At 57.8% G+C, this 21967-nt stretch carries 20 protein-coding genes; 7 read left to right on the plus strand and 13 right to left on the minus strand.

Annotation, left to right across the window (positions count from 1 at the left end; all coding sequences use genetic code 11):
• Nucleotides 1-218: 218 nt before the first annotated feature.
• Nucleotides 219-500 carry a DUF2513 domain-containing protein gene (locus tag ROO76_04750; GenBank protein ID MDT8067456.1) on the plus strand — a complete coding sequence of 94 codons (282 nt, stop codon included), beginning with the start codon at nucleotides 219-221 and terminating at the stop codon, nucleotides 498-500.
• 188 nt (nucleotides 501-688) lie between these two features.
• On the opposite strand, the gene ROO76_04755 is transcribed toward ROO76_04750, so the two are convergent.
• The 5 genes from ROO76_04755 to ROO76_04775 all read right to left on the minus strand — a co-directional run bounded on the left by ROO76_04755 (nucleotide 689) and on the right by ROO76_04775 (nucleotide 9059).
• Nucleotides 689-865 carry a hypothetical protein gene (locus ROO76_04755; GenBank protein ID MDT8067457.1) on the minus strand — a complete coding sequence of 59 codons (177 nt, stop codon included), beginning with the start codon at nucleotides 863-865 and terminating at the stop codon, nucleotides 689-691.
• Nucleotides 866-985: 120 nt separating this feature from the next.
• A complete protein-coding gene (locus ROO76_04760) occupies nucleotides 986-2377 on the minus strand; it encodes a PP2C family protein-serine/threonine phosphatase (GenBank protein ID MDT8067458.1) in 1392 nt (463 codons plus the stop codon).
• A 128-nt stretch (nucleotides 2378-2505) separates the two neighbouring features.
• On the minus strand, nucleotides 2506-3894 hold the full coding sequence (locus ROO76_04765) for a pitrilysin family protein (protein ID MDT8067459.1): 1389 nt from the start codon (nucleotides 3892-3894) through the stop codon (nucleotides 2506-2508).
• 15 nt (nucleotides 3895-3909) lie between these two features.
• A complete protein-coding gene (locus tag ROO76_04770; GenBank protein ID MDT8067460.1) occupies nucleotides 3910-5259 on the minus strand; it encodes a pitrilysin family protein in 1350 nt (449 codons plus the stop codon).
• A 626-nt stretch (nucleotides 5260-5885) separates the two neighbouring features.
• Nucleotides 5886-9059, minus strand: a complete 3174-nt coding sequence (locus tag ROO76_04775) for a carboxypeptidase regulatory-like domain-containing protein (GenBank protein MDT8067461.1) — start codon at nucleotides 9057-9059, stop codon at nucleotides 5886-5888.
• A 390-nt stretch (nucleotides 9060-9449) separates the two neighbouring features.
• Here ROO76_04775 and ROO76_04780 point away from each other — a divergent pair, with 390 nt between their 5' ends.
• Entirely contained in the window at nucleotides 9450-10355 is a 906-nt protein-coding gene (locus tag ROO76_04780; GenBank protein MDT8067462.1) for a hypothetical protein, read from the plus strand.
• Nucleotides 10356-10413: 58 nt separating this feature from the next.
• Here ROO76_04780 and ROO76_04785 read toward each other — a convergent pair whose 3' ends face one another.
• Nucleotides 10414-11289 carry a LysR family transcriptional regulator gene (locus ROO76_04785; GenBank protein MDT8067463.1) on the minus strand — a complete coding sequence of 292 codons (876 nt, stop codon included), beginning with the start codon at nucleotides 11287-11289 and terminating at the stop codon, nucleotides 10414-10416.
• 236 nt (nucleotides 11290-11525) lie between these two features.
• Between ROO76_04785 and ROO76_04790 the strand changes: the two genes are divergently transcribed.
• Together ROO76_04790 and ROO76_04795 are read left to right on the plus strand one after the other, a co-directional pair.
• Entirely contained in the window at nucleotides 11526-12806 is a 1281-nt protein-coding gene (locus ROO76_04790; GenBank protein MDT8067464.1) for a phospholipase D-like domain-containing protein, read from the plus strand.
• A complete protein-coding gene (locus ROO76_04795) occupies nucleotides 12803-13540 on the plus strand; it encodes an endonuclease/exonuclease/phosphatase family protein (GenBank protein MDT8067465.1) in 738 nt (245 codons plus the stop codon). The genes ROO76_04790 and ROO76_04795 overlap by 4 nt, the downstream gene beginning before the upstream one ends.
• 11 nt (nucleotides 13541-13551) lie before the next feature.
• On the opposite strand, the gene buk is transcribed toward ROO76_04795, so the two are convergent.
• Both buk and ROO76_04805 read right to left on the minus strand, forming a co-directional pair.
• The gene (gene buk / locus ROO76_04800; GenBank protein MDT8067466.1) at nucleotides 13552-14661 is read right to left on the minus strand and encodes a butyrate kinase; all 1110 of its coding nucleotides are present in this window, start codon (nucleotides 14659-14661) and stop codon (nucleotides 13552-13554) included.
• Nucleotides 14651-15592 (minus strand): phosphate acyltransferase, encoded by a 942-nt coding sequence (locus ROO76_04805; GenBank protein ID MDT8067467.1) that lies wholly within the window; start codon nucleotides 15590-15592, stop codon nucleotides 14651-14653. Before ROO76_04805 ends, buk begins: the two co-directional genes overlap by 11 nt.
• Nucleotides 15593-15856: 264 nt before the next feature.
• On the opposite strand from ROO76_04805, the gene ROO76_04810 reads away from it, so the two are divergent.
• From ROO76_04810 to ROO76_04820, 3 genes are all read left to right on the plus strand, one after another.
• On the plus strand, nucleotides 15857-16312 hold the full coding sequence (locus tag ROO76_04810) for a MerR family transcriptional regulator (GenBank protein MDT8067468.1): 456 nt from the start codon (nucleotides 15857-15859) through the stop codon (nucleotides 16310-16312).
• Between the two features lie 188 nt (nucleotides 16313-16500).
• A complete protein-coding gene (locus ROO76_04815) occupies nucleotides 16501-16665 on the plus strand; it encodes a hypothetical protein (protein MDT8067469.1) in 165 nt (54 codons plus the stop codon).
• 80 nt (nucleotides 16666-16745) lie between these two features.
• Nucleotides 16746-17195, plus strand: a complete 450-nt coding sequence (locus tag ROO76_04820; protein MDT8067470.1) for a hypothetical protein — start codon at nucleotides 16746-16748, stop codon at nucleotides 17193-17195.
• 89 nt (nucleotides 17196-17284) lie between these two features.
• On the opposite strand, the gene phoU is transcribed toward ROO76_04820, so the two are convergent.
• The 5 genes from phoU to ROO76_04845 all read right to left on the minus strand — a co-directional run bounded on the left by phoU (nucleotide 17285) and on the right by ROO76_04845 (nucleotide 21829).
• Nucleotides 17285-17980: a phosphate signaling complex protein PhoU gene (gene phoU / locus ROO76_04825; GenBank protein ID MDT8067471.1), complete on the minus strand. Its 696-nt coding sequence runs from the start codon at nucleotides 17978-17980 to the stop codon at nucleotides 17285-17287.
• Entirely contained in the window at nucleotides 17977-18738 is a 762-nt protein-coding gene (gene pstB / locus ROO76_04830; protein MDT8067472.1) for a phosphate ABC transporter ATP-binding protein PstB, read from the minus strand. The genes phoU and pstB overlap by 4 nt, the downstream gene beginning before the upstream one ends.
• Before the next feature lie 61 nt (nucleotides 18739-18799).
• Entirely contained in the window at nucleotides 18800-19654 is an 855-nt protein-coding gene (pstA, locus tag ROO76_04835) for a phosphate ABC transporter permease PstA (GenBank protein ID MDT8067473.1), read from the minus strand.
• Between the two features lie 3 nt (nucleotides 19655-19657).
• Nucleotides 19658-20539: a phosphate ABC transporter permease subunit PstC gene (pstC, locus tag ROO76_04840; protein MDT8067474.1), complete on the minus strand. Its 882-nt coding sequence runs from the start codon at nucleotides 20537-20539 to the stop codon at nucleotides 19658-19660.
• 549 nt (nucleotides 20540-21088) lie between these two features.
• On the minus strand, nucleotides 21089-21829 hold the full coding sequence (locus ROO76_04845; GenBank protein ID MDT8067475.1) for a phosphate uptake regulator PhoU: 741 nt from the start codon (nucleotides 21827-21829) through the stop codon (nucleotides 21089-21091).
• Between the last annotated feature and the right edge of the window lie 138 nt (nucleotides 21830-21967).

Genomic DNA, 21967 nt, shown 5'->3' on the forward strand with positions numbered 1-21967 from the left:
TGTTTTTAGATTTAAGACCTTCCGGCTCAGCAGCTTACGGCGAAAATTTCCGCAAAATATTGAAAACAAAAAAGAGCAAAACCGGGGGTGGGTAATTCGAATTCAGGAAGCAAGTCACCGACGTAATGCCAAGCCATCACTCATTCATTGAGTCCCCAGTCGAGCAATGCTAAAAGCTTCACAGGCACTCAAGAACGCATTCTGCAGCGAGGGAAACCGTGAAACGTGACATGAAGCTTTGCACGCAGATTTTGGCAGTCGTCGAGAAGCAGCCCAGCCTCGAACCCACTCCGGTCGGAGTGGAAGGCCGCGAGCCGCAGGAGGTGAACTACCACCTGATGCTGCTCAACGAAGCCGGACTGATCGAGGCCGAAATGGTCGAGCACGCCAACAACGGCCAGTCCCGCTGGCTCGCCCGCCGGCTCACCTGGGCCGGATACGACTTCCTGGAGAACCAGCGCGCCATCGAGCGCCGAACTGGCGGCGGACTAAGGTGCTAGGCTCCTGTTGGCCCGGCAGTATCCGCGAAACACAAAACCCGCCAAAAGAGCGGGTTTTGTATGGGAAAGCCTCTCCCCCGAAAGACTCCCCGGAACGCGATATTTATATTAGCCGAAATCCCTTGCCAGAAGCGGATTTTCGGCAAAAATAATTTCTACTTAGCTCTTCCGGGCGCTTACCGCTCGCTTCACCACCGAACACCGGAATAAAGGCTTTGAAGCCAAGTCGCACGACAGGAGTTCTGGTTCGTGATTTCCATTCGCCAGACCAGTTGCGGATGAGGCTGATTGGTCAGTTCCTGCACCAGCCCATGATTGCCGTTTGCAATCGCCGCTGCGTCGAATTCGATATTGCCATTCGGCACCCGCGTCGTATTTCCGGAGGAACAGTCTCCTGATCCCGGCACGCAGGAACTTGCAGCAGAGTTGCAATGGGAAGGTAAAAACCTGGCGAGATGGAGCGGCGAGTTAACGGCTACAAGTGCTCAGATGACATCGATGATGACGAGCGTGATGTCGTCCTGCTGGGTTGCGGATTGGGGCTGCCAGTTGCGTACCTCGGCGAGAAGGCGATCGGAGACTTCGACGGCAGTATGCGCCCGGGTGGTGCGAAGAACCTCCTCGAGTCGCGCATCCCCGAAAGCAGTACCGGCCGAGTTCTCGGCCTCGATGACGCCATCGGTATAGAGGATCAGGCGATCTCCGCTGGTGAGCGCGATGTCGGCTTCGGGGTACTCAGTGTCAGGCAGTACACCGAACAGGAGCCCATTGCTCTCGATTTGCCTGAGTTCATTCGATGCCGCGTGCCAATAAAGCAGTGGCGGATGCCCGGCAGCGGAGTAACGGGCTGCGTTCCGCTCGGTGTCGATCCAGAGATAAGCCGCGGTGACGAACTGGCCGCGCAGTTGCCCGGTGAGTACGCGGTTGAGGCCGCGCATTACGTCCCCGGGTTTATCGGCGACCGCGAGTACCGATTGCATCGCGACTTTCACCATGGAAGCGATCAGTGCCGCCGGAACTCCGTGACCGGAAACATCGGCGACCAGGAAACCCGCGCGGTGATGATCCACAACTACGAATTCATAAAAGTCTCCGGCGACGGAAGCCATGGGTTTGTATGCGGCAGCGATGCGGGCGCGCTCCAATTCAGGAACTGCGGCCGGAAGGATCGAGTTCTGGATTCCGCGCGCGATCTCAAGTTCGTTTTCGATGGATACGAGGCGTCGCTCGTTCGCGAATACTTTTTCGGCGGTAACGTAGCCGAGTGACAGCACAAAAATAGCGAAGGATGGCGGTTCAAGCTCATCGACAGGAGATCGTCCGAGGAGATGATCCACGTTGATGTACAGTGCCACGGCGGCAAAGATCAGCGTGCCGAAGGCCAAGACCCTGCCGGGCACGACCAGGTAACGGCGGGAAAGCGCTGGAACAGCCGAAACCGTCAGCAAAACCACGACAACGCAGACAGCCAGAGCATTGTTCCAACTCATGAACATCAAGGGCGATTTGCCCAGGGCGATTGCAGCAACTCCCGCAACTGCAATGAACACCGCTGGGATCATGGCGAGTTCATTAAACTGCCGGAGTTTGCCTTTGCTCAGTTCCCACCAGAAGAGAAGCGCGGCGACCAGCACAAGATATGAAGAGGTGTCGTTCGCGTTATCGAGGATGCGCCTGACGTGTGGGGATAATGCTGCGCCGCCCAGGGTTGCGCGCAGGAGCATGCGTGTTCCGTAAATTCCGCTGAAAAGCCCGAACCAGACGAGAATCCTGTCTTCCTTCCGCCGGCGAATGAGCGCAATAGCGAAGCCGCAGAGGCCGATGAAGACGAGAACAGAACCGAGTGCGATGTCGAGTTGGTCGCGTAGAACGAGCATGGAAACGGCGAGGCAGGCTGCAGAGCCAACATATCAGAAACCAGCGGAAGAATAGAAGATCGGGGAAATACGAAGAGAAGCCCCATCCAAGCCAACAACAGGCCTGAATGGGGCACGCGAATTCCGATTTACTGCGAAACGGTTTCGTAGGGAGTGAGTTGGTCAGCGATTTTGGATTTGTCGCCGACGACTACGATCGTCATCTTGCCGGGAACGAGGTATTTCGCGGCGATTTCCTGCACCTGCTGGGGCGTAACAGCATGCACCTTCTGTACGTACGTCGCCAGGTAATCTTCGCCGAGCCCGTTGAGATCGACGTAGTTCAATTGGCCGACGATGCCCCGCCGCGAGGAATTCCGAAGAACGAAGACCCCAGCGAGATAATTCTTGATGCCGGTCAGTTCCTCCGCGCTCGGCGGCTCCTTGGACAGGCGGTCAATCTCATAGAAGATCTCCTTCAGCGATGGTCCCGTCACCGCCGTGGTAACGTCGGCACTCTCAGCCCAATAAGCGGCGTGGTAATGCGAAGCCACCATGCTGTAGGGCGAGTACGTGTATCCCTTCGCCTCGCGGATGTTAGCGGTGATGCGCGACCCGAAGGAACCGCCGAGAAGAGAATCCATTACCTGCAGCGGGATGTAGTCGGGATTGGTGGGATCAGTGACCGGTAGCCCCATGATGATGGTGGACTGCGCCGCGCCTGGACGATCAACTACATCGACGACGCGCTTGCTCTCAGGCTTCGGCGCGAGCAGGAGTGGCTCCGGTCCCTTCGCCCACTTCCCGAACGCATCGGTGATCGCTTTCTTCACCGCCGCGGAATCGAACATCCCTGCGACGTAGATGTGCGTGCGCGCGGCGCCGAAGTTGTCACCGTAGAACTTGCGAACATCGGCGATGGTGTACTTGGACAGCATTTCGGAGGTGGGGTAGAGCCGCCCGTAAGGATGGTTGGGATAGATCAGCTTTGCGAACTGGTTTTGCGCGATCGAGCCCGGCTGAGACATGGCGATGCTCAGGGTCCGTTCCATGTCGTTCTTGACGCGAGCCAGTTCGGACTCGGGCAGCAGCGGGCTCTGCAGAACGTCTGCGATGAGCGCGACGGCCTTCGGTCCGAATTCGGAGAGGACGTCGGTCCGCGCGAAGGTCTGGTCGGCCATGGCGCCGAGTTCGAGTGAGCCGCCCATGCTGGCAAATTCACCGGCGACGTCCTGCGCCGAACGCGTCTTGGTGCCCTCCTTCAGCAGGTTGGTTGTGAGATCCGCGAGCCAGACCTGGTCGGCGCCTTCGTCGATGTTTCCGGCGCGCACCATAGCCGCTACAAATACTTTCGGCGTGGTGCCGTAAGGAACGAGCGTGACCTGCATTCCGTTGGGAAGCGCGAAAGTTTCATGTGCTGGAACTTTGAATGGTTTCGGTGGACCACCGGCCGGGGGCGTCTGTTTTTGTGCCAGCCCGGAGATGGTGCAGCCAAGGACGAAGAGCAGCAGAGCGAGATAAATTTTGAATGTCTTCATCATCATCCTCCGGGATCAATTGCCGGCCGCGGCAGGCGCGGCGGGTTTCACTTCGACGCTCAATATGGTGCGGTTCGTAGGCCGCAGGTACTCCTGCGCAGTCTTCATCAGCAGCGCCGGGGTGACCTTCTGGAATTGCTCCTCGAGCGTGTTGATCCGCGCGGGATTGTCGTCGAACAGGGCGAAGCTGCAGAGGAGATCGGCCTTGCCGAAACCGCTGAACTGGTCGATCTGGTCATAGAGATCCGAGCGCATCTTTACCAATGCGCGATCCAGCGTCTTCTGGTCAACCGGTTTTGTGCGTAATTGCTCCATGACGCCATCCACGGCCGCCATGATCTCTTCGGGCTTGGTGTTGTTGTCGTGGAAGAGGTCGACGGTAAACAGCATCGGTCCGTTGTAGTTGAACATGTTGCCCAGCATGTTGATGCCGCCGCCTACATTACCGGTGTAGCCGTGCTTCTTGACGAGTTCCTGGTAGAGCAGGCTGTCTTCGCCTTCAATCAGTATCTGGTCCAGCAATCCCATGGCGTAATACTCAGGGGTATTGCGTGGCGGCATGTGGTATGCGAAAGCCAAGGCAGGGCGTTTCGCGAGAGGATCCACCTTCGACACCTTCTTCTCTTTTTCCTGGCGCGGCTCGGTGAGGTCCACCGGTGCCGGCTGCTTTTCAGGCTTGATCGGGCCGAAATACTTCGCGATCCATGCTTTCGCTTCCGCGGCGTCAAAATCGCCGACGACGGCGAGCGCCGCATTATTCGGCGCGTAGTACGTCTTGAAGAAATCCTGAACATCTTGCAGGGTGGCAGCGTTAATGTCCTTCAGATCGCCGTAGAAGTTGTGCGCGTTATACCAGTTGGTATTTGCGTACTGCGGCATGTCAAGCCACGGGAACCCGCCGTACGGCTGGTTGATCACGTTGACCTTGACTTCGTTGCTGACGACGCCCTGCTGATTCTTCAGATTGTCATCGTTGATCGCGAGGCCGCTCATGCGGTCGGACTCGGCCCAGAGCGCAGTCTGGAGCTTGTTCGAGGGCAGGACTTCAAAATAGTTCGTGAAATCGAAACGTGTCGAGCCGTTCAGGATTCCGCCGTTCTGCTGCACGAGCTTGATGAATTTCATCTTGCCGAGATTGCGCGAACCCTGGAACATCATGTGTTCGAACAGGTGGGCAAACCCGGTACGGCTCTTCGGCTCAATACGAAAGCCGATGCGGTAGTAAACGGCGACCGTAACCGTCGGGGCTGTATGGTCCTGCGAGAGAATGACGCGAAGCCCGTTGGGGAGTTTGTAATACTCCACCGGAACATGGAACTGGGCGACGCTGGTTTTGGGGGACTTGTTCGCGGCGGTTGCGGGCATGGTCGTCGCGAGCGCGACAACGCTGAGCAGCACGGATACGAACACAATCCGAGCGCTAATTCTCATAATTCCTCCTGGGTCGTAAAAGAGAAAACGGTGAGCATGGTAGGGACGACAACCATTGTTACGGGTAGCGGGAGATGAAAGTTCCCGCTGCAACATTGGACGAGCCTGAGTAGCGGAAGTCAACGGTTTGTTCCCGGTTGTCAGTTCCCGGTTCCCGGTGCCGAACTCAGACCCATTACGCATCTTGGCGCGAGCCCCAGGTCTCGAAGAGGGGCAGGTTGGGACTCAGCAATGTGGAGCATGGCCACGCCCTGGTCGATTCAAGCATCTTTCTCCGTATGGCAACGGACAGCCAGCACTTATTTCAGCGATCCACTCCTTCTGTGCAGAAGGGCGCACAATGCCCCAGTTGCTTCACCTTCAATCTGCTGCATCACCTTCCCGAGAACCGCAAGCGCCTGAGTTCACTCGGGGTCGAGGTTACCTGCGCATTGTGTGGGACTCGCTACCCGGTCGAGAGACTCGCGCCCGACGACTCGGATTCACCTCTGCCTATTCAGGAAAAGGGCCGCCTAACCACCGGCTAAGCGGCCCCAAGTCATTGCCAGGAGTTGCGAAGGTTAGAAGATGAACTTCATCGCAAACTGGATCTGACGCGACGATCCGGAGTCACCGGTCGGACCACGGGTCGACTGAATCACACCGAAAGAGGAACTGGGGACTTGCGCCGTGGTTCCAGGGTTGCCGAAGTTCGGATGGTTAAACAGATCGAAGGCCTCGACGCGAAACTCGTTACTTAGCCGCTCGGTGATCTTCGTCGTCTTGGTCACTGAGAAGTCGAGGTTTGCAAAGCCGGGCCCAAGAAGGGCATTGCGTCCCAAACTCCCGAAGTGGAAGACGTTGTTGCCATTGACGACCTCCACCGGGATGGTGAAGGCAGCGCCTGCTCCGCATCCGGTTCCGGTGGTCGGGTCGCAGACAATGCCGGACGGGAACCACTGAACGAGCCCGTTAACGATATGCTTGCCGACGGAAGGCAGCGACCCTGTCAAGTCAGGACGGATTCCGGTGAATCCGGTGAAGCCACCAATGCCGGTGCCCAAGCCGGGGTTGCCGGAAATGACGTTCAGCGGGTTGCCACTCTGAAGAGTGAGAATGCTTCCCAACTGCCAGCCACCTGTTGCGCGGTTGCCTTTAAAGGGCAGTTGATACACGGCACTGAAACTGAGATGGTGACGCGCATCGTAGTCAGAGGGACCGTAGTCGAGCCCCGGGTTCAGCGCGTCGGTGACAAGCAAGCCGTTGCGCGATGTGTTGTCAAACGCATGTGACCAGGTGTAATTGCCGCCGAACTGCAAGCCCTGGCTCAATCGCTTCGTAACCGTGATCCACATGGCGTTGTAATTCGACGAGCCATTGCTGACCTGCTCCGTGATGTTGCCCAGATTAGGCAGGCCGGCGGGCGGCTGTATGGGGCTATCCGCGGCAAGGGTCGGGAACGGACGAACATAAGTACCGGGACTCGTCGGATCCGGTACCAACTGGTTCACGTTGATCAGCGTGTTGAGATTGCGGCCCTGATTGCCGATGTAGCCCAACATCATGCCGAGCGTCGGAGTGAACTGATGCTCGATGTTGAGGTTGTAGGAATAAACGTGGTCGTCCTTGTAGTTGGGGTCGACGGTGCCGATACCGAAGCCGCTGCCTTTCGCATCATTGAAGAGATTTGCATAGGTCGTATTCTGCTGGGTCGGGGTCGAAAGGAAAGACAGGGAGAGGTTATAGGGCCAGTTGCCCGCAAAGGTGATCGGGTTGGGCTGGTCATACATGATGCCGAACCCGCCGCGCAGGACGGTCTTTCCGTCGTGGAAAAGATCCCACGCAAAACCAACACGCGGCTGGAACAGGGCGGCATTCTGGTTATAGATGTTGTTCCTGCCATTGGTGCCAACCTGTACCAACCAGTCCTTCTCGGGCAAGAACAGCGACGTGCGATCCATGGCCTCGGTTGGAGACATGTTCCAATCCCAGCGCAATCCAAGTTCAAGGGTCAGGTAAGACGTAACCTTGAAGCTGTCCTGGCCGAAGAAGCCGATTGCATTCTCAAAAACGCGGGCCGGGCGGGAACTGGAATTGATTGAAAACCCCTTAGCCAGGCCCTCCTGGAATGCCGCGATATTGCTGAAATTGAGGGTACCGGCATCATTGGCAAAGCTGTTGCCGTTGTAACGCCGAATTTCGGTTCCGAACCTGACGTTATGGCGTCCGTGAAGCCAACTCACGGTGTCAGCTATAACGCCGGTGTAATCGCCGCGCCCCTGCGGGAAATTGCCTATTCCGCCAAATCTCAGGTTCGTACCACCGATCGAGATCTGAGGTATACCGACCGGTCCTGATTTCCCGTCCATGATACCGAGGCTCGAGGGATCAGCATTGTTGTCGGCGACGAACGTGATGTGGATGCGGTTGATTCCCGCGCGGAAGTTATTGACGAGCGTTGGTGAAACCACATGGGTTTCTTCGAGGGTTAGGATCTGACGGTGCGCGGCGCGGGTGTCACCTGCGCCCGGAACGGTGCCACCCTGCAGCGTCGGCTCCTGACGAAGGTCCTTCTGGAAGACGTAGAAGCCGTGCAGGCTATCGTTCTGATTGAAGTTGTGGCGTACATCGCCCGTCCACTGGTCGAGATTCACGGGCGCGGAGAGACCCTGAATGTACCTCGTTCCAGTTGAATCGTTAGCTTTCGGAATGAAGTCGAGCAGCTTTTGGCTGACTGGATCCGTGACTGCCAAGCGGTCTGTGTCGCTCAGCACGGTCGTGTTGACGGTCACTCCCTGGCGTTGACGCAGACCTTCGTAACTCAGAAAGAAGAAGGTGTGGTCCTTCCAGATTGGACCGCCTACCGCAAATCCAAAATCGTTTCTCTTGAACTTGGCTTTCGGGCTTGGAGCCTGGTTAAAGAAGTTGCGGGCGTCCAAAGCTTCGTTGCGGAAGAAGTCGAAAACTTCTCCGTGCCACTGGTTGGTGCCGGAGCGGGTGGCGACGTTGATCACGCCACCGGCGTTGCGACCGTACTCGGCGCTGGGCGTCGAGTTGTCCATCTTGAACTCGGAGACGGTGTTGATGGACGGCTGGAAGGTGATCTGGCCGTTGCCCATGTCGATGAGGTTAATGCCGTTGACCATGAAATTCGTGGTGCCCTCGCGAGTGCCGGCGGTGTTCACGCCGAGCGAACCCTGGCCACGAATCGCGCCCGTCAGGAATCCGGTCGCAGGCGGAACTACAGTGCCAGCAACCGTGCCGGATAACTCAAGAAGGTGACGGCCATTCAGCGGGAGTTGCTGCACCTTGTCGGTGTTTACAACTTCGCCGACGGTCATCGTGGTGCTTTCGATGACCGGGGCTTCGCCGGTAATCTCCACGGTTTCCGCAACCGAGGCAGGCTTTAGCTTGAAGTTCTGCGCTACGGTACGGCCGGCATCGACCTGCAGGCCCACCACCGTCTGCTTGCCCATACCATTAACCTGGACGACGATGTTGTATTTTCCGTAAGGCAACGAAGCGAGCAGGTAGTTTCCTGTGCTGTCCGTCTTCGTAACGCGGGTTATATTGGTTGCGGTGTTAATCGCGGTCACCTGTGCGCCCGGAATGACGGCGCCAGTTTGGTCTGTGACCGTACCCTGAATCGTCACGCTAGTCGACTGTGCCAGCAGCAGACTTGTCGTCAGCAGCGTGGCCACCAGAGCGCAGGTCACGATCCCAAATCGCAATACTGAACCTATACCTCTCCTCATCTCTTCCCTCCTCGTAGATAGAAAAAGAGCATAAAAACACCGCGACCTGTGCTCGCCTGAACAGTTCGATCAATCGAATGGGGTCTCTGCTACGGGTGTGGGGGGGAGCAGCAGAGGAGGAAGAGTTTGCCTCAAGTGCATAACACTTGTAAACAGGTTCTTTGCAATTTTTTTGTCTCCGACAGGCGTCCTCCTGTCGACCTTGCGTCCTGCCTGCCAGAAAAGGAGCGAAGCCCCCGCGCTGACCGGGCTCGCAACAATTCCATCCCATGTCCTTGATTCCTCCCCGGCGAAAGGCTCAAGATTTCCCCGTTTCGGGCCAGCCTTATTCTGAGCGTTCCTCCACCGGGGGATCGCAGATTCCATCAATTTCATCAAGAGGAGCACAGAATGAAACGAGCCATTGTGGTTGTTGTTATCGTGATGTGCTTAGTCAGTCTGGTCGCGTTCGCCGAGGATGCCACCAAAGTGCCGAAGTACATCTGGGTTCAGAACGTGACGGTTGCGGGCGACAAGGCGGAATCGTACCGGGGGTTGGTAGGCCAATATCGACGCGCTGTTGACACGGTAAAATCCGATTCGTATTGGATCACCGCGAGTTCCCTCACCGGAGACCTTCGCCAGCTCACATTCGTCAGTTTCTACAACAGCATGGCGGCAGCAGAAAAGGATTTCGCGGACCCTGCGATCTCCGCCGAAGTGAAGCGTGTGAATCCCAACTTCTGGACAGAAACCGGAGCTGCGGAGTTAGAACCCCGGGGAAGCGTCGCCGTCTATCGCGAAGATCTCTCGTTCCAGCCTGGCAAGGTCCCGCCACCGGAAGTTAAGTGGTGGCGTATCAAAACCATTCACGTTAAGCCGGGATATAGGACTGCATTTGCCGACCTGATGAAGGAAGAAATTGAACTCCTCAACAATGCAAAAGTCGATGAGCATTTCGCGGTCTACGAGGTCATTGCGGGGGTGCCGACAACCGGGCAGGTCTATTACATCGTGACCCAAATGAAATCACTGGGCGAGATGGATGCTGATTATTCGGAGCAAATGAAGCCGTTCGTCACGCCCGTCATTCGGGAACACCTGGAAGCCGTGGTGCAGAAGATCGTAACGAGGGTCGAAGACAACCTGTTGATGGTGCGCCCAGACCTGAGCCGGGCACCCCAAGCCTTCCTGGCTGCGAACCCGGTTTTCTGGACGATCAAAGAACCGGAGACAGTAGCCGCGAAGGGCAAGGCGAAGGCCAAAAAGCCGGCGAAGGAGGCGGAGAGCATTCCACCCAAACTGGACAAGAATTAGTCTCTTGCCGAGCAGGCAAAGCCCGATCCTCGCGACCGGGCTTTGTTATGTCTTATTGCTATTTCAACTTCAGCAGCGTGGCCACTGCGGGAATCTTCGGTTTCCGCTCGGTGGTAATGGCGTAGACCTTCTGCTTCACATCGGCGCGGCCCAGGGCTACCGTCCCGTAACGCCTGTTGAGTTCGTCAGCGAGCGGTGTCGGCGCTGCGAAGGCTGCGTCGATTCCCGCTGCCAGAGCGGCCATGAGGCTTGCGTCATCACATTCGGTGGTTCGCTGCGGACGCGCGTTCTTGTCGTCGAGCCATGCTTCGAGGTCGCGGCGCATTGCGGCATTGGCTGCGGGAAGAAACAGGTGAGATTTCGAAAGGGACTTTGGGAAGCCCTGTTTCAAGGTTCGGGCCGCTTTCGCTGTCGTAAACATCGTGGTGCCGCTCTCAAACAGGAGATGCGACCAAAGATTGAGCTTGGGGTTAGCCGCGGGAGCGTCGGTGAGAACGACGTCCAGAGAACGAACCGCGAGTTGGCCGAGCAACTCGGCAAGCGTCGCCGTGTGGACGACGATCTTCAGTTGCTGGGGAATCGAGGTAATGGGGTGCAGAATTCGCTCAGCGACGAGATCTGCGACAGGGGGCGCGATGCCGACGTGCAGGCGGCGCGCGATCACCTGCTGGCGCCCTTTCACTTCGGCCTGCAAGGCTTCGCCGAGCGTGAAAATCTCTTCGGCATAGCGATAGACGAGTTTGCCGGCATCGGTCATCACCAGGCTTCGGCCGGCGCGCTTGAACAATTTCTGGCCGAGGGACTCTTCGAGCAGATTGATCTGGCCGCTGACTGTTGGCGCCGAGAGCTGCAGTATCTCCGCGGCTGCTGTCACGGAACCCTCACGAGCCGCAAGCCAGAAATAGAGCAGGTGGTGGTAGTTCATCCATTCCATGGCGGACCCTCACGTTGGAATTTCCGAAATGTACGGCGGCTAAGTATCTATTTTGCGCGAACCCAAGTCCAGAGAAGTTTGAGGCATAAGCAGGCAATTCTGATTCAGGAGCTCTGCATTTAGATCACGCCCCGGTTCTCACCTGTTTGCCCCATGCACAAATTACGATTTCCCTCCTGGCACCGTTGTGCTCCTTCTTCGCATCTTCTTCATAGTCACTGTTTTCCGGTCCTGCGATGGAGCATCACACCCTTTTTGTCGTCCTCGCGAGTATCGCGATTTGTAGCGAAGGCTTTCTCCTCTTTCTTGCGCTGTTCGCTCCGGGTTTGCGCTACAAAATCTCGTCTCCCGGAACACAATCGCTGGACTCGGACAACTTCTGCCGTGCCCTCGAAGCAAGCACAGACGCGAAAATGCGGCCCCAGACGCAGTTCGAGGTGCTCACAAATGGCGAGAATTTTTACGAAGCCATGCTGCTTGGTATTCGCCAGGCGCAGCGCAGCGTGAACCTGGAGTGCTACATATTTCAACGGGGCAAAATAGCACAGCGCTTCATCGAAGCACTGGCCGAACGTGCGAGAGCAGGGGTCAAGGTTAACCTCCTTCTTGATGGGCTCGGAAGCCTTGGCACAACAGATTCGTACCTCAGACCGGTTACCGACGCGGGCGGCAAAGTCGCCTGGTATCACCCGCTACGCTGGAACACCTGGCCGGGCTACAACAACCGGACCCATCGCGAGTTGCTGGTGGTCGACGGCAAGCAAGGGTTCATCGGAGGCGCCGGCATTGCCGACCACTGGTACACAGGCAACGAGAGGCATCCACGCTGGCGCGATACCGTCCTGCGCCTCGAAGGCGAATGCGTACTCGGGTTACAAGGAACCTTTGCGGAGAACTGGCTCGAATCCCGCGGCGAGATTTTGATGGGCGAAGACTATTTCCCCGATCACCGAGTGCCCGGGAATGAGCCGGCGCTGGTGATCAACAGCGCGCCGTCACCCGGCGGATCCAGCCGCGCACGCGTGCTGTTCCAGACGCTGGTTGCTTCAGCACAGAAAAGCATTCACATCACCACACCCTACTTCCTTCCCGACGAAAGCCTCAGCCGTGAATTGGTGCGAGCCGTGCAACGGGGGGCTGAGGTCATCATTCTCACCCCGGGGCGCAAGAGCGATCACGCTCTGACGAGGAATTCCAGCCGCAGATTGTATGGGGAACTTCTGCGGGCGGGCGCTCGCGTGTTCGAGTACCAGCCGGCGATGATTCACGCGAAGGTGCTCATCCTCGATTCGATGTGGATCGTGGCGGGTTCCACGAATTGCGACAACCGCTCATTCGGCATCAACGACGAAGTAAACCTTGCCGTCGCGTCGCGCGACCTCGCTCTGCGGCTGGAAGAAGACTTCCGGACCGACCTTTCCAACAGTCGCGAAATTTCGTTACATCAATGGTCGCATCGTCCCGTGTACGAGCGCGTTGGCGAAACTCTCGGCTGGATTTTCCAGCGTCAGCAATGACTGCGCTCCGAATCGCGACCTACAACATTCATAAGTGCCGGGGAATGGATCGTAGAGTTCTGCCCGAACGCATCGCCGGCGTAATCCGCGAATTGAAGGTGGACGTGGTTGCACTGCAGGAGGTTCTGCGCGAAGAAGGGCGCGACCAGTTCAGAATTCTTGCCGAATCAACCGGCTTCAAGTTCGCCTGCTTCGGAGAGAACCGAAAGCATCGCGGCGCAGCGTATGGTAATGCGCTGCTCAGTCGATTTCCGATAGAGCATTGGAAGAACTACGACATCACTGCGGGCCACCGGGAGCCTCGCGGACTGCTACGCGCCGACCTTCACCTGCCGGGGAGAATGCGCTTGCATGTGCTGAATATCCACATGGGAACCGGGCTGCTGGAAAGGTGCCGCCAGGCGCGCCGACTACTGAACCAAGAAGTGCTGCTTTCGACCGACTTCTCTGCCCCGCGAATTCTCCTCGGCGACTTCAACGAGTGGACTCGCGGACTGCCAACCCGAATGCTGAGCGAACACTTTCGCAGTGCCGAATGGACGGAGAAGCCATCCAGGCGTGGCGCCCGAAGGCGAACCTATCCCGGCGTGCTGCCCCTGCTGCACCTTGACCATATCTATTACGACGATGCGCTGAAGCTGAAGACCTTCCGCCTGCACCGAACGCGAACCACACTGGTCGCGTCGGATCATCTGCCCTTGGTTGCGTGTTTCGAAGTTAATTCCAGTGAGTGAATCCGCGTCTGCTAACTGTGGCAGACGTGGGGCACGGAGGTATCACCGAACTCGTGCGCGGCTTCCTCGCCGCGCAGCACTCGCAATGCGCCTTCGGCAAGTGCCTGCAATTCGTCTTCTCCGGGATAGACGTGTAGCGGAGCAATCCAGTAGATATGCGATCGCAGGTTCGCGACAAGTTTCTTCGAATGAGCCATGCCGCCGGTGAGCAGAATGGCATCGACTCGGCCGCGAAGGGCCGCTGCCATTGCGCCGACTTCTTTCGCGATCTGATAGATCATCGCGTCGTACACCAGCGCCGCGTGCTTGTCGCCGCCAGCAATCCGCGACTCGATCTCTTCCAAATCCTTGGTGCCGAGATAAGAGAAGAGTCCACCCTCGCGGAACAGCAGGGCCTCGACCTGCTGCCGTGTGTACTTTCCGCTGAAGCAGAGGTCCACGAGTTTCATACACGGCACGGTTCCGGCGCGCTCAGTGGAAAAGGCGCCTTCTTCGCGCGAGTTGGTGACGTCGATCATGCGTCCGCGCTCGTGGGCCGAAACCGAGATGCCGCTGCCGACGTGCGCGACGATGAGGTGCAGGTGATCGTACGGACGCCCGTTCTCGCGTGCGAATCGTTTGGCGACGGCCTTGGAGTTCAGCGCGTGCGACAGACATGAACGATCCAGCAACGCGCTGCCCGAGAGACGCGCCTTCTCCGGCCACTCGTCGACGCTGACCGGATCGACGATGAACGCTGGAACGCCAGCCTCATCGGCGATCGCCTTCGCCAGGAAAGCCCCGAGATTCGAAGCATGCTCACCGCGTTCAGCGCGGCGCAACTCATCGAGCATTTCATCGTTCACGCGATAGGTACCGCTCGCGACGGGACGCAGCAGCCCGCCGCGTCCGACGACAGCGCTCAATTCTGAGATCTTGTGCCCGTGGCTGCTCAATTCCTCTTCGATCTTCAGCCGCCGAAACTCTTGCTGGTCAAGAATCGGTCTGCCCCGAAAAGGCTCGAGTTCCTCCGCCGAGTGGCGCAAATTGGTAACGAAAAGCGGCTGCCTGTCGCGATACAGACCGAACTTGGTTGAGGTTGAACCGGGATTGATGACGAGGATTTCGAATTTACCGGCCATGTGCGAGCACCCCCAGGGCGACGGAATTGATCTTGTCGTCGACGCTTTCCACGCGGGACGGAATGAGAATGGGAACCTTCGCTCCGAGGACTACATGCGCGCATTGCGACCCGCCGAGATACTTCACTGCTTTGCCGAGAAGGTTGCCGGCTTCGATGTTCGGCACGACCATGCAGTCGGCGTGCCCGGCGACAGGCGAGGTAATTCCCTTTTCCTTTGCGGCCGACTCCAGCAGTGCGTTATCAAGCGCCAGCGGGCCGCAGACTTCGCAGTCTCCAAACGTGCCAACCTTCGCCATCTCGGTGAGCGTCTGCGCGTCCACGGTAGAAGGCAGAGAGGTCGTAACCGCCTCCGTCGCGCTCATGATGGCCATCTTCGGCCGCCCGATCCCAATGGCGCGCATCACATCGAGCGCGTTCAGCAGGATTTGCTTCTTCTGCTCCAGGTCAGGAGCAACATTGAGTCCCCCATCCGTGACCCCCACCAGACGTCGATATCCCGCGAGCGTGTCTTCATACAGCATCACATCGCTGAGCAGGCGCCCGGTACGAAGACCGGCCTGTTTGTCGAGCACTGCACGCAAGAGTTCGTCCGTTCGCAAATGTCCTTTGAGGAGAATGTCTACCTTGCCATCGCGCGCAAGGCCGGTGGCGATGGAGGCGGCAGAAGTTGCATCAGCCGCCTGGTGGAAATCGGCTCGCGCAACAAGGCTCTCGATTCCCAGCGCCTGAATCTTCTCGCGAATTTTCGTCTCGCTACCGATCAGCACTGGTCTCGCGAGTCCTAGTTCAGCGGCCGATGCGGCTGCGAGCAATGCGACTTCGTCATCGGCGACAACCACTCCGACTCGTTTTGGCCCGAGCGCACGGGCGGCTTCGCGTAATTCTTTGAATGTATGAATGACGGCGGGGGCGGAAGTGATAGCTGGCATGTTCGTGTCCTGACAAAATCAAGCTTCGAGCCACTTGATCCGAATGTCTGTGCGCCACATCACTTCCACATGCTTCCAAGGAGCGTTGGAGCACCCGAATTCCGGACATGTCACTCCAGAAATGTGCGCCTAAATCACCACTAAGGTGACATACCGCACAGACAAATCTGGACTGCTGAGTTCTGATAGTTGTTGTACGAAACACTTTCGGGAGCAGTTAGCGCATTCATCTCTACTTAGCGCTCCTGATTTTTGAGGTTCACTATGTCCGCTATTACAAATGTAGTTCCCGCGCACCAGAATGGGACGCGCATTAAAATTGGCGCGGTTGCGAAGCATTTCAAAATCTCCGTCGATCTCCTTCGCCTGTATGAGCGCGAAGGTATTCTCATCCCGTTGAAATCCGCGAAGGGTACGCGCTATTTCACCGAGCAGGATTATGTCTGGATCGAAACGATTCTGCGCCTGGTGCGCGAAGCGCGCCTCAACTTCGCCGGCATCCGCCATCTCCTTGCACTGCTCCCCTGCTGGGAGATCCGCAACTGCGGCTTTGAGAAAAGGTCCACATGCCCCATCACCAAGGACTCGACCAGTCCGTGCTGGAACAATAAGGCATGCTGCCAGGAGTCACAGGATTGCTACACCTGTCCGGTGTATCGCTCTGCCCCGGCCTGCGAAAATTTAAACGCGCTGCTCGCCAAGAGTCCAGCTGCAGACTGAAAAGGCGGCGGGTTCACTGACGGGAGGGCTCCTGCCCTCCCTTTCTCCGTTCAAGGACGTGTCGCGGATGGACGCGCATTTACGTCAAAAAAATGCAGCGTTGAAGGCGAATTTAGAGGTACCCGCTCTGAGCAGTGCGCATCTCTATTATCTGAATTATCTGAGCATTGGCGACCGCGGAAGGTACTGTGAAAGGTCAGGAACTCAAGGCTCTCAGCGAACAGGAGGAACAGTTGGAGCGACTCCGGTTGCTTGTGGAACCAGAGTACTGGCCTCGTATCTATGCCATGCTCAGGCGCGTGCGTGACGAGATCAGAAAAGGCGAGGATTCCGGCAAGGATCAGGCGGCTTAGGCTCACGGGCCCAAGGCCATGTCCGGCCGTTCGTTCGCTCCGGGCCGTCCATTGCTAAAATGCGCCATGGGAGGGTACCCATGGCGCGTTCGCTATTCAGGCCCCTGACGGCATTGCTTGTTGTTTCACTTCTTGGCATAGCGGCCCAGGCACAGGGCAGAGGCAAAGGTCACAGCAAGGGCTCCGAATACAGGGATGACAACGCCGTGAGTGTGCACGGCGCGATTATCTTCAGCACACATGATCGCGAGATTATTCGCGACTATTACCGCGGCGGCTCCAACCTTCCGCCGGGACTCGCGAAACGGGGCGGCAATTTACCACCCGGATTACAAAAGCAGTTGGCACGGAACGGGACTTTACCGCCAGGCTTGCAGAAACGCCTGACTCCATTTCCTGCCGACCTGGAGCGGCGTCTTCCGCGCCTGCCGGATATCTATCAGCGCGGATACATCGGCGCCTCGGTGGTGATCATCGATCGGCGCACTCAGCGAATCATGGACGTGATTCACGATATTTTACGGCCGTAAAAAGCATCAGAGGTCGCATATCACAGGTCACAAGGAACATTGAATATTTGTGACCTGAGATCTGCGACCTGCGACGTATTCGATGTTTATCAGACTTCTCTTTCCGTAATCGGGTGTGTGCCCATGCCGAGTTGCGCACCATGACGCACATCGGCTCCGCGCACCCAGAAAATGACGTCTTCGGCGATGTTGGTTGCGTGATCGGCGACGCGCTCGAGATTGCGTGAGATGAGCAAAACGTCGAGGTAGTGTTGCGTCTCCGTGGGATCGTCCTTCATCTTCTGGACCAGGGTGACAAAGGCCTCATCTTTCATCCGGTCGACGATGTTGTCCATTTCAAGGACCGCCTCGGCAACGTCAGCGTGAGCTGAAAGGAAGGACTCCAGCGCCCGGCGAACCATGGTTGAAACGGTTCCCGCCATCCGTCCAATATCGACCGGAACGTCGACTGGGCTGGCCTTCAGGAGATCCAGTACACGCTGCGCGATATTGACGGCCTGGTCGCCGACGCGCTCGAGATCGGCGTTGATCTTGAGGACAGCGACGACGAAGCGGAGGTCGATAGCCATGGGCTGCTGCATGGCCAACATGTCAATCGCCAGTTCGTCGATACGGCGCTCGAAGGCGTTGATCTCCTTCTCCCGGGAGAAAACTTTCTCGCACAGTGATGCGTCGCGGCGCAGATAAGCGCCCGTGGCCATTTCGACGGCACTCTCCGCCATGCCGCCCATTTCCAGCAGTTTTTGCTTCAATTCGTCGAGGCCCTGTTGGAATTTTGTTCTCATCCGAACCTGCCTGTTACGTAATCTTCCGTACGCTTGTCGGAAGGATTCGTGAAGATCTTCTCGGTTTTGTCGAACTCGATGAGCTTGCCCATCAGGAAGAAGCCGGTAGAATCGGCGACGCGCGCAGCCTGCTGCATATTATGCGTCACGATGACGACCGTGTACTGCTCTTTCAGTTGAAAAATCAGTTCTTCAATTTTGCCCGTCGAGATTGGATCGAGGGCCGATGCGGGTTCGTCCATGAGCAAGACTTCGGGCTGAACCGCCAGCGCGCGCGCAATGCAAAGCCGCTGCTGCTGGCCGCCTGACAGGCTGGCGCCCGATTTCTTTCTCAGGAAATCCTTCACTTCGTCCCACAGCGCTGCCAGGCGGAGGGAGTGCTCTACTACCTCCTCCAACTCGACACGATTGCGATATCCGTTGAGGCGAAGTCCGGCGGCAACGTTGTCGAAGATCGACATGGTCGGAAATGGGTTTGGTTTCTGGAAGACCATTCCGATGCGGCGGCGTACATCGACGGCTGCGGTCCCGTTGCCATAAACCTCGAGGTCGCCGACACGAACATCGCCTTCGACCTTGGCGTCCGGCACGGTCTCATGCATTCGATTGAGGCAGCGAACGTAGGTCGACTTGCCGCAGCCGGACGGCCCGATAATGGCGGTCGCCTTGCTGGGCTCGATATGCATGTTGATGTCCTGCAGCGCCTGGAACTTACCGAACCAAGCGTTCAGGTTACGCACTTCGATTGCGACACCCATTTTGGGATGGGCTCCCTCACCGGGGAGTGCTTCGGGAGCGGAGTTGACTGAAACGGCTGTATTAAGCACCGCTAAACCTTCCCTTGCGCGTGGCGAAGCGGACGACGCTGACAGCCACGACAATCAAAATAATTAGAATCAGGGCGCCGGCCCACGCCTGCCGGTGCCACTCGTCAAAGGGCGAAATCGCGTATACATAAACCTGCAGCGGCAGCGCCGCGGTAGGCTGGCCGGGATTCAAATTCCAGAACTGGTTGCCGAACGCGGTGAACAGCAGTGGCGCCGTTTCTCCGGCGACACGGGCAAATGCCAGCATCACTCCAGTGATGATTCCCGAACGCGCCGTGCGCAGAGCGATTGAAACGATCGACCGCCAGTGTGGTATTCCCAACCCGTAGGCCGCTTCACGAACCGCGTGGGGAACCATGTGCAGCATTTCTTCGGTCGTACGGGCGATGGTCGGAATCATCATGATTCCGAGCGCGACTCCGCCGGAGAAAGCCGAGAAGTGTTGCTGGGGCAGCACCACGAGCGAGTATGCGGCAATGCCGATCACAATGGATGGAACGCCGTTCAGGACGTCGGCCGTGAAGCGCACGTACGTGGAGTATCGATGCTTCCCGTACTCGCTCATGTAAACACCGGCGCCGGTCCCGAGCGGCACCCCAATAATGCTCGCGATTCCGAGAATGATCAGCGACCCGATAATGGCATTGGCCATACCGCCGCCGGCTTCGCCAACCGGTCTCGGCGTGTTCGTCAGAAATGCAAGATTGATCGAGCCGATTCCTTTGATGACCAGGTAGCCGAAAATCGCCATCAGCGGCGCGATTACCAGCACAGCAGACGCAACCGCGGCAAAAGATGCTGCGTGGTTCTTTGCACGGCGAAACATGCTGATGTGAGCAGTGGCCATCGGTTATGCCCTCTGCGGCGTACCGCGGGTAATCGACCAGACCAGCAGCCGGGCGGCAGTATTCACGATCAATGTGACGATGAGGAGCGCCAGGCCGATCTCGACAAGGGCGCTGAGGTAGAGATCGCTGGTGGCTTCGCTGAATTCGTTGGCAATGACGCTGGCCATCGTGTAACCGGGTGCGAACAGGGATTTCGCGATCTCGGGACGATTGCCGATGATCATCGTCACGGCCATGGTTTCGCCGAGCGCTCGCCCAAGTCCGAGGATGACTGAGCCCAGGATGCCTGCGCGAGCATTCCGGAGCACGCCCATGCGGATCATCTCCCATCGCGTTGCACCGAGCGCCAAGGTCGCCTCACGCTGATGCTGCGGAACCGCGACCAGCACTTCGCGAGTAATAGAGGAGATGATTGGCACAATCATGATGGCGAGAATAACCCCGGCAGCCAGCATGCCAAGCCCGTACTGCGGGCCGCTAAAGAGACCGGTCCAACCGAAAGCTTTGCCAAGGAAGGGCTCAACGTATTCGCGGAGGATCGGCGCAAGAACGAAGATGGCCCAGAGGCCGTATACCACGCTGGGGATGGCCGCCAACAATTCCGTCAGGAAGCTGATGATTCCGCGCAGTGCTCGCGGACACATCTCCGTCACATAGACGGCGACGCCGACAGCGAGCGGCACCGCCAGAATCACGGCGAGCAGCGACGAAACCAATGTTCCGTAAATAAACGGGAGGGCCCCAAACTTGCCCATCACGGGGTCCCAGTCGGTACCGACGAAGAAACCGAGCCCGAATTGTCGCAGGCTGAGCTGTGAACGAATCGTCAGCTCATAGAGCAGCAGGGCCACAATGACCAGGATCGATGCCGAGCAGGCCAGCATGGTATAGCGGAAGCCGGCATCGGTTAGTCTGCCGAGAAATGTTGTTTTAAGGGCAATGCGCTGAACGCGCTTGGGGAGGGCAATGATCTGTTTTCGCTCTGGTTTACCCGCGCCAACGGTGGTCATCCTTCGCGGCGCAGGCTCGTTCCCGGCGGTGTTGGGGACGGAGGAGTTCACTGACTAAACCCTACCAGAGAAATGTTACAAACCCGTTAAAGGCACGGCTTGCCGCTTCCCGGATAGGCGGAAAAGCGGCGGTCCCGCTCGAAAGAAGTAAGTGGCTGATAACAAGCAGCTTAGCGTCTCGCGGTGAAGCAGATCAGGTCACCCAACAGGCACCTCCACCACACATTCAACCACCTGACAAATCGCCTATGAAAACGAGCGCTGGAAAACTTGGCTCTGTTTTTGCGGGGGATGCCTCTCTCAACCACGACGGGCGCGGCCAAGCTCACAACTCACCTCCACTGGTTTCTATTATTTTTGTTGCATTTCCATGTGAAGAGATAGTGACGGCGCGATTAATGGCCGGTAAATCGTTATTGGAGCTTACGCTTCCTCGGGCAAGCAGTTTTCTCCAGGGTGAGTTCGAATACGGTCCAGTTGCAGTTGAACCACCGGCTTATCGTACGTGCGAAGGACATGGCGCACCGTGCGGCCGCTGACGAGGTGGCAGACCTCCTCGGCCATGTTCTTGGCGTGATCGCCTGCGCGTTCGAGTTCCTGTGCCATGGCGATGACGTGGAAACTTTCCTGGCGCGACTCATCATGCCCCGGCTCAAGATGCCGCATAAGGATCAGGTTACGGAGGCGATCCAGTTCGCCATCGGAACGCAGAACCGTCACGGCGCGTTCCAGATTGCGCTGGCAGAAAGCGATGTCGACATCCGACAGCATCCTTTCCAGTCCCGACGCCATCATCGTCAATTCCTTCACGTCCTGCGGCTGGATCCTAACCGCCACGGACCCGGCGCGGTTGCCGAAACTGAGCAGCAGGTCGCCGATGCGCTCCAGCGCGATGACGAATTTCATGCAGGCAAGCAGTTCGCGCGCATGCGCCTCAGAGGCACCTGAGATCGTTGCCGTCACGAGGTCATCGACGTCCCGATCCAGTGAATCCAATTCTTTCTCGCGATCACGCAAGGTGCGCAAAATCTGCGCCGATCCGGTCGCGATGCCTTCGGCGGCGGCCCTGGCGGCGCTCTTCGCGACGCGCAATGCCTCTTGTGCGAGTTCCAGGATGTGGGTTCCCGGATTGACGATGTTCTCCGCTGTGGGTGCGGTACTCATTTCCCTCTCCAGTGCAGGAGATGGGAGGCTTGGCCCATTAGGCGAGGAACCGACCGCCACAAACCTCCCACCGGCCTTATTTCTGACAGCGTAAGAGGCAGAGGTTACGCGGTGATGTAGGGATTGTGAATAAGAGGT

Source organism: Terriglobia bacterium (assembly GCA_032252755.1).
Taxonomy (GTDB): domain Bacteria; phylum Acidobacteriota; class Terriglobia; order Terriglobales; family Acidobacteriaceae; genus JAVUPY01.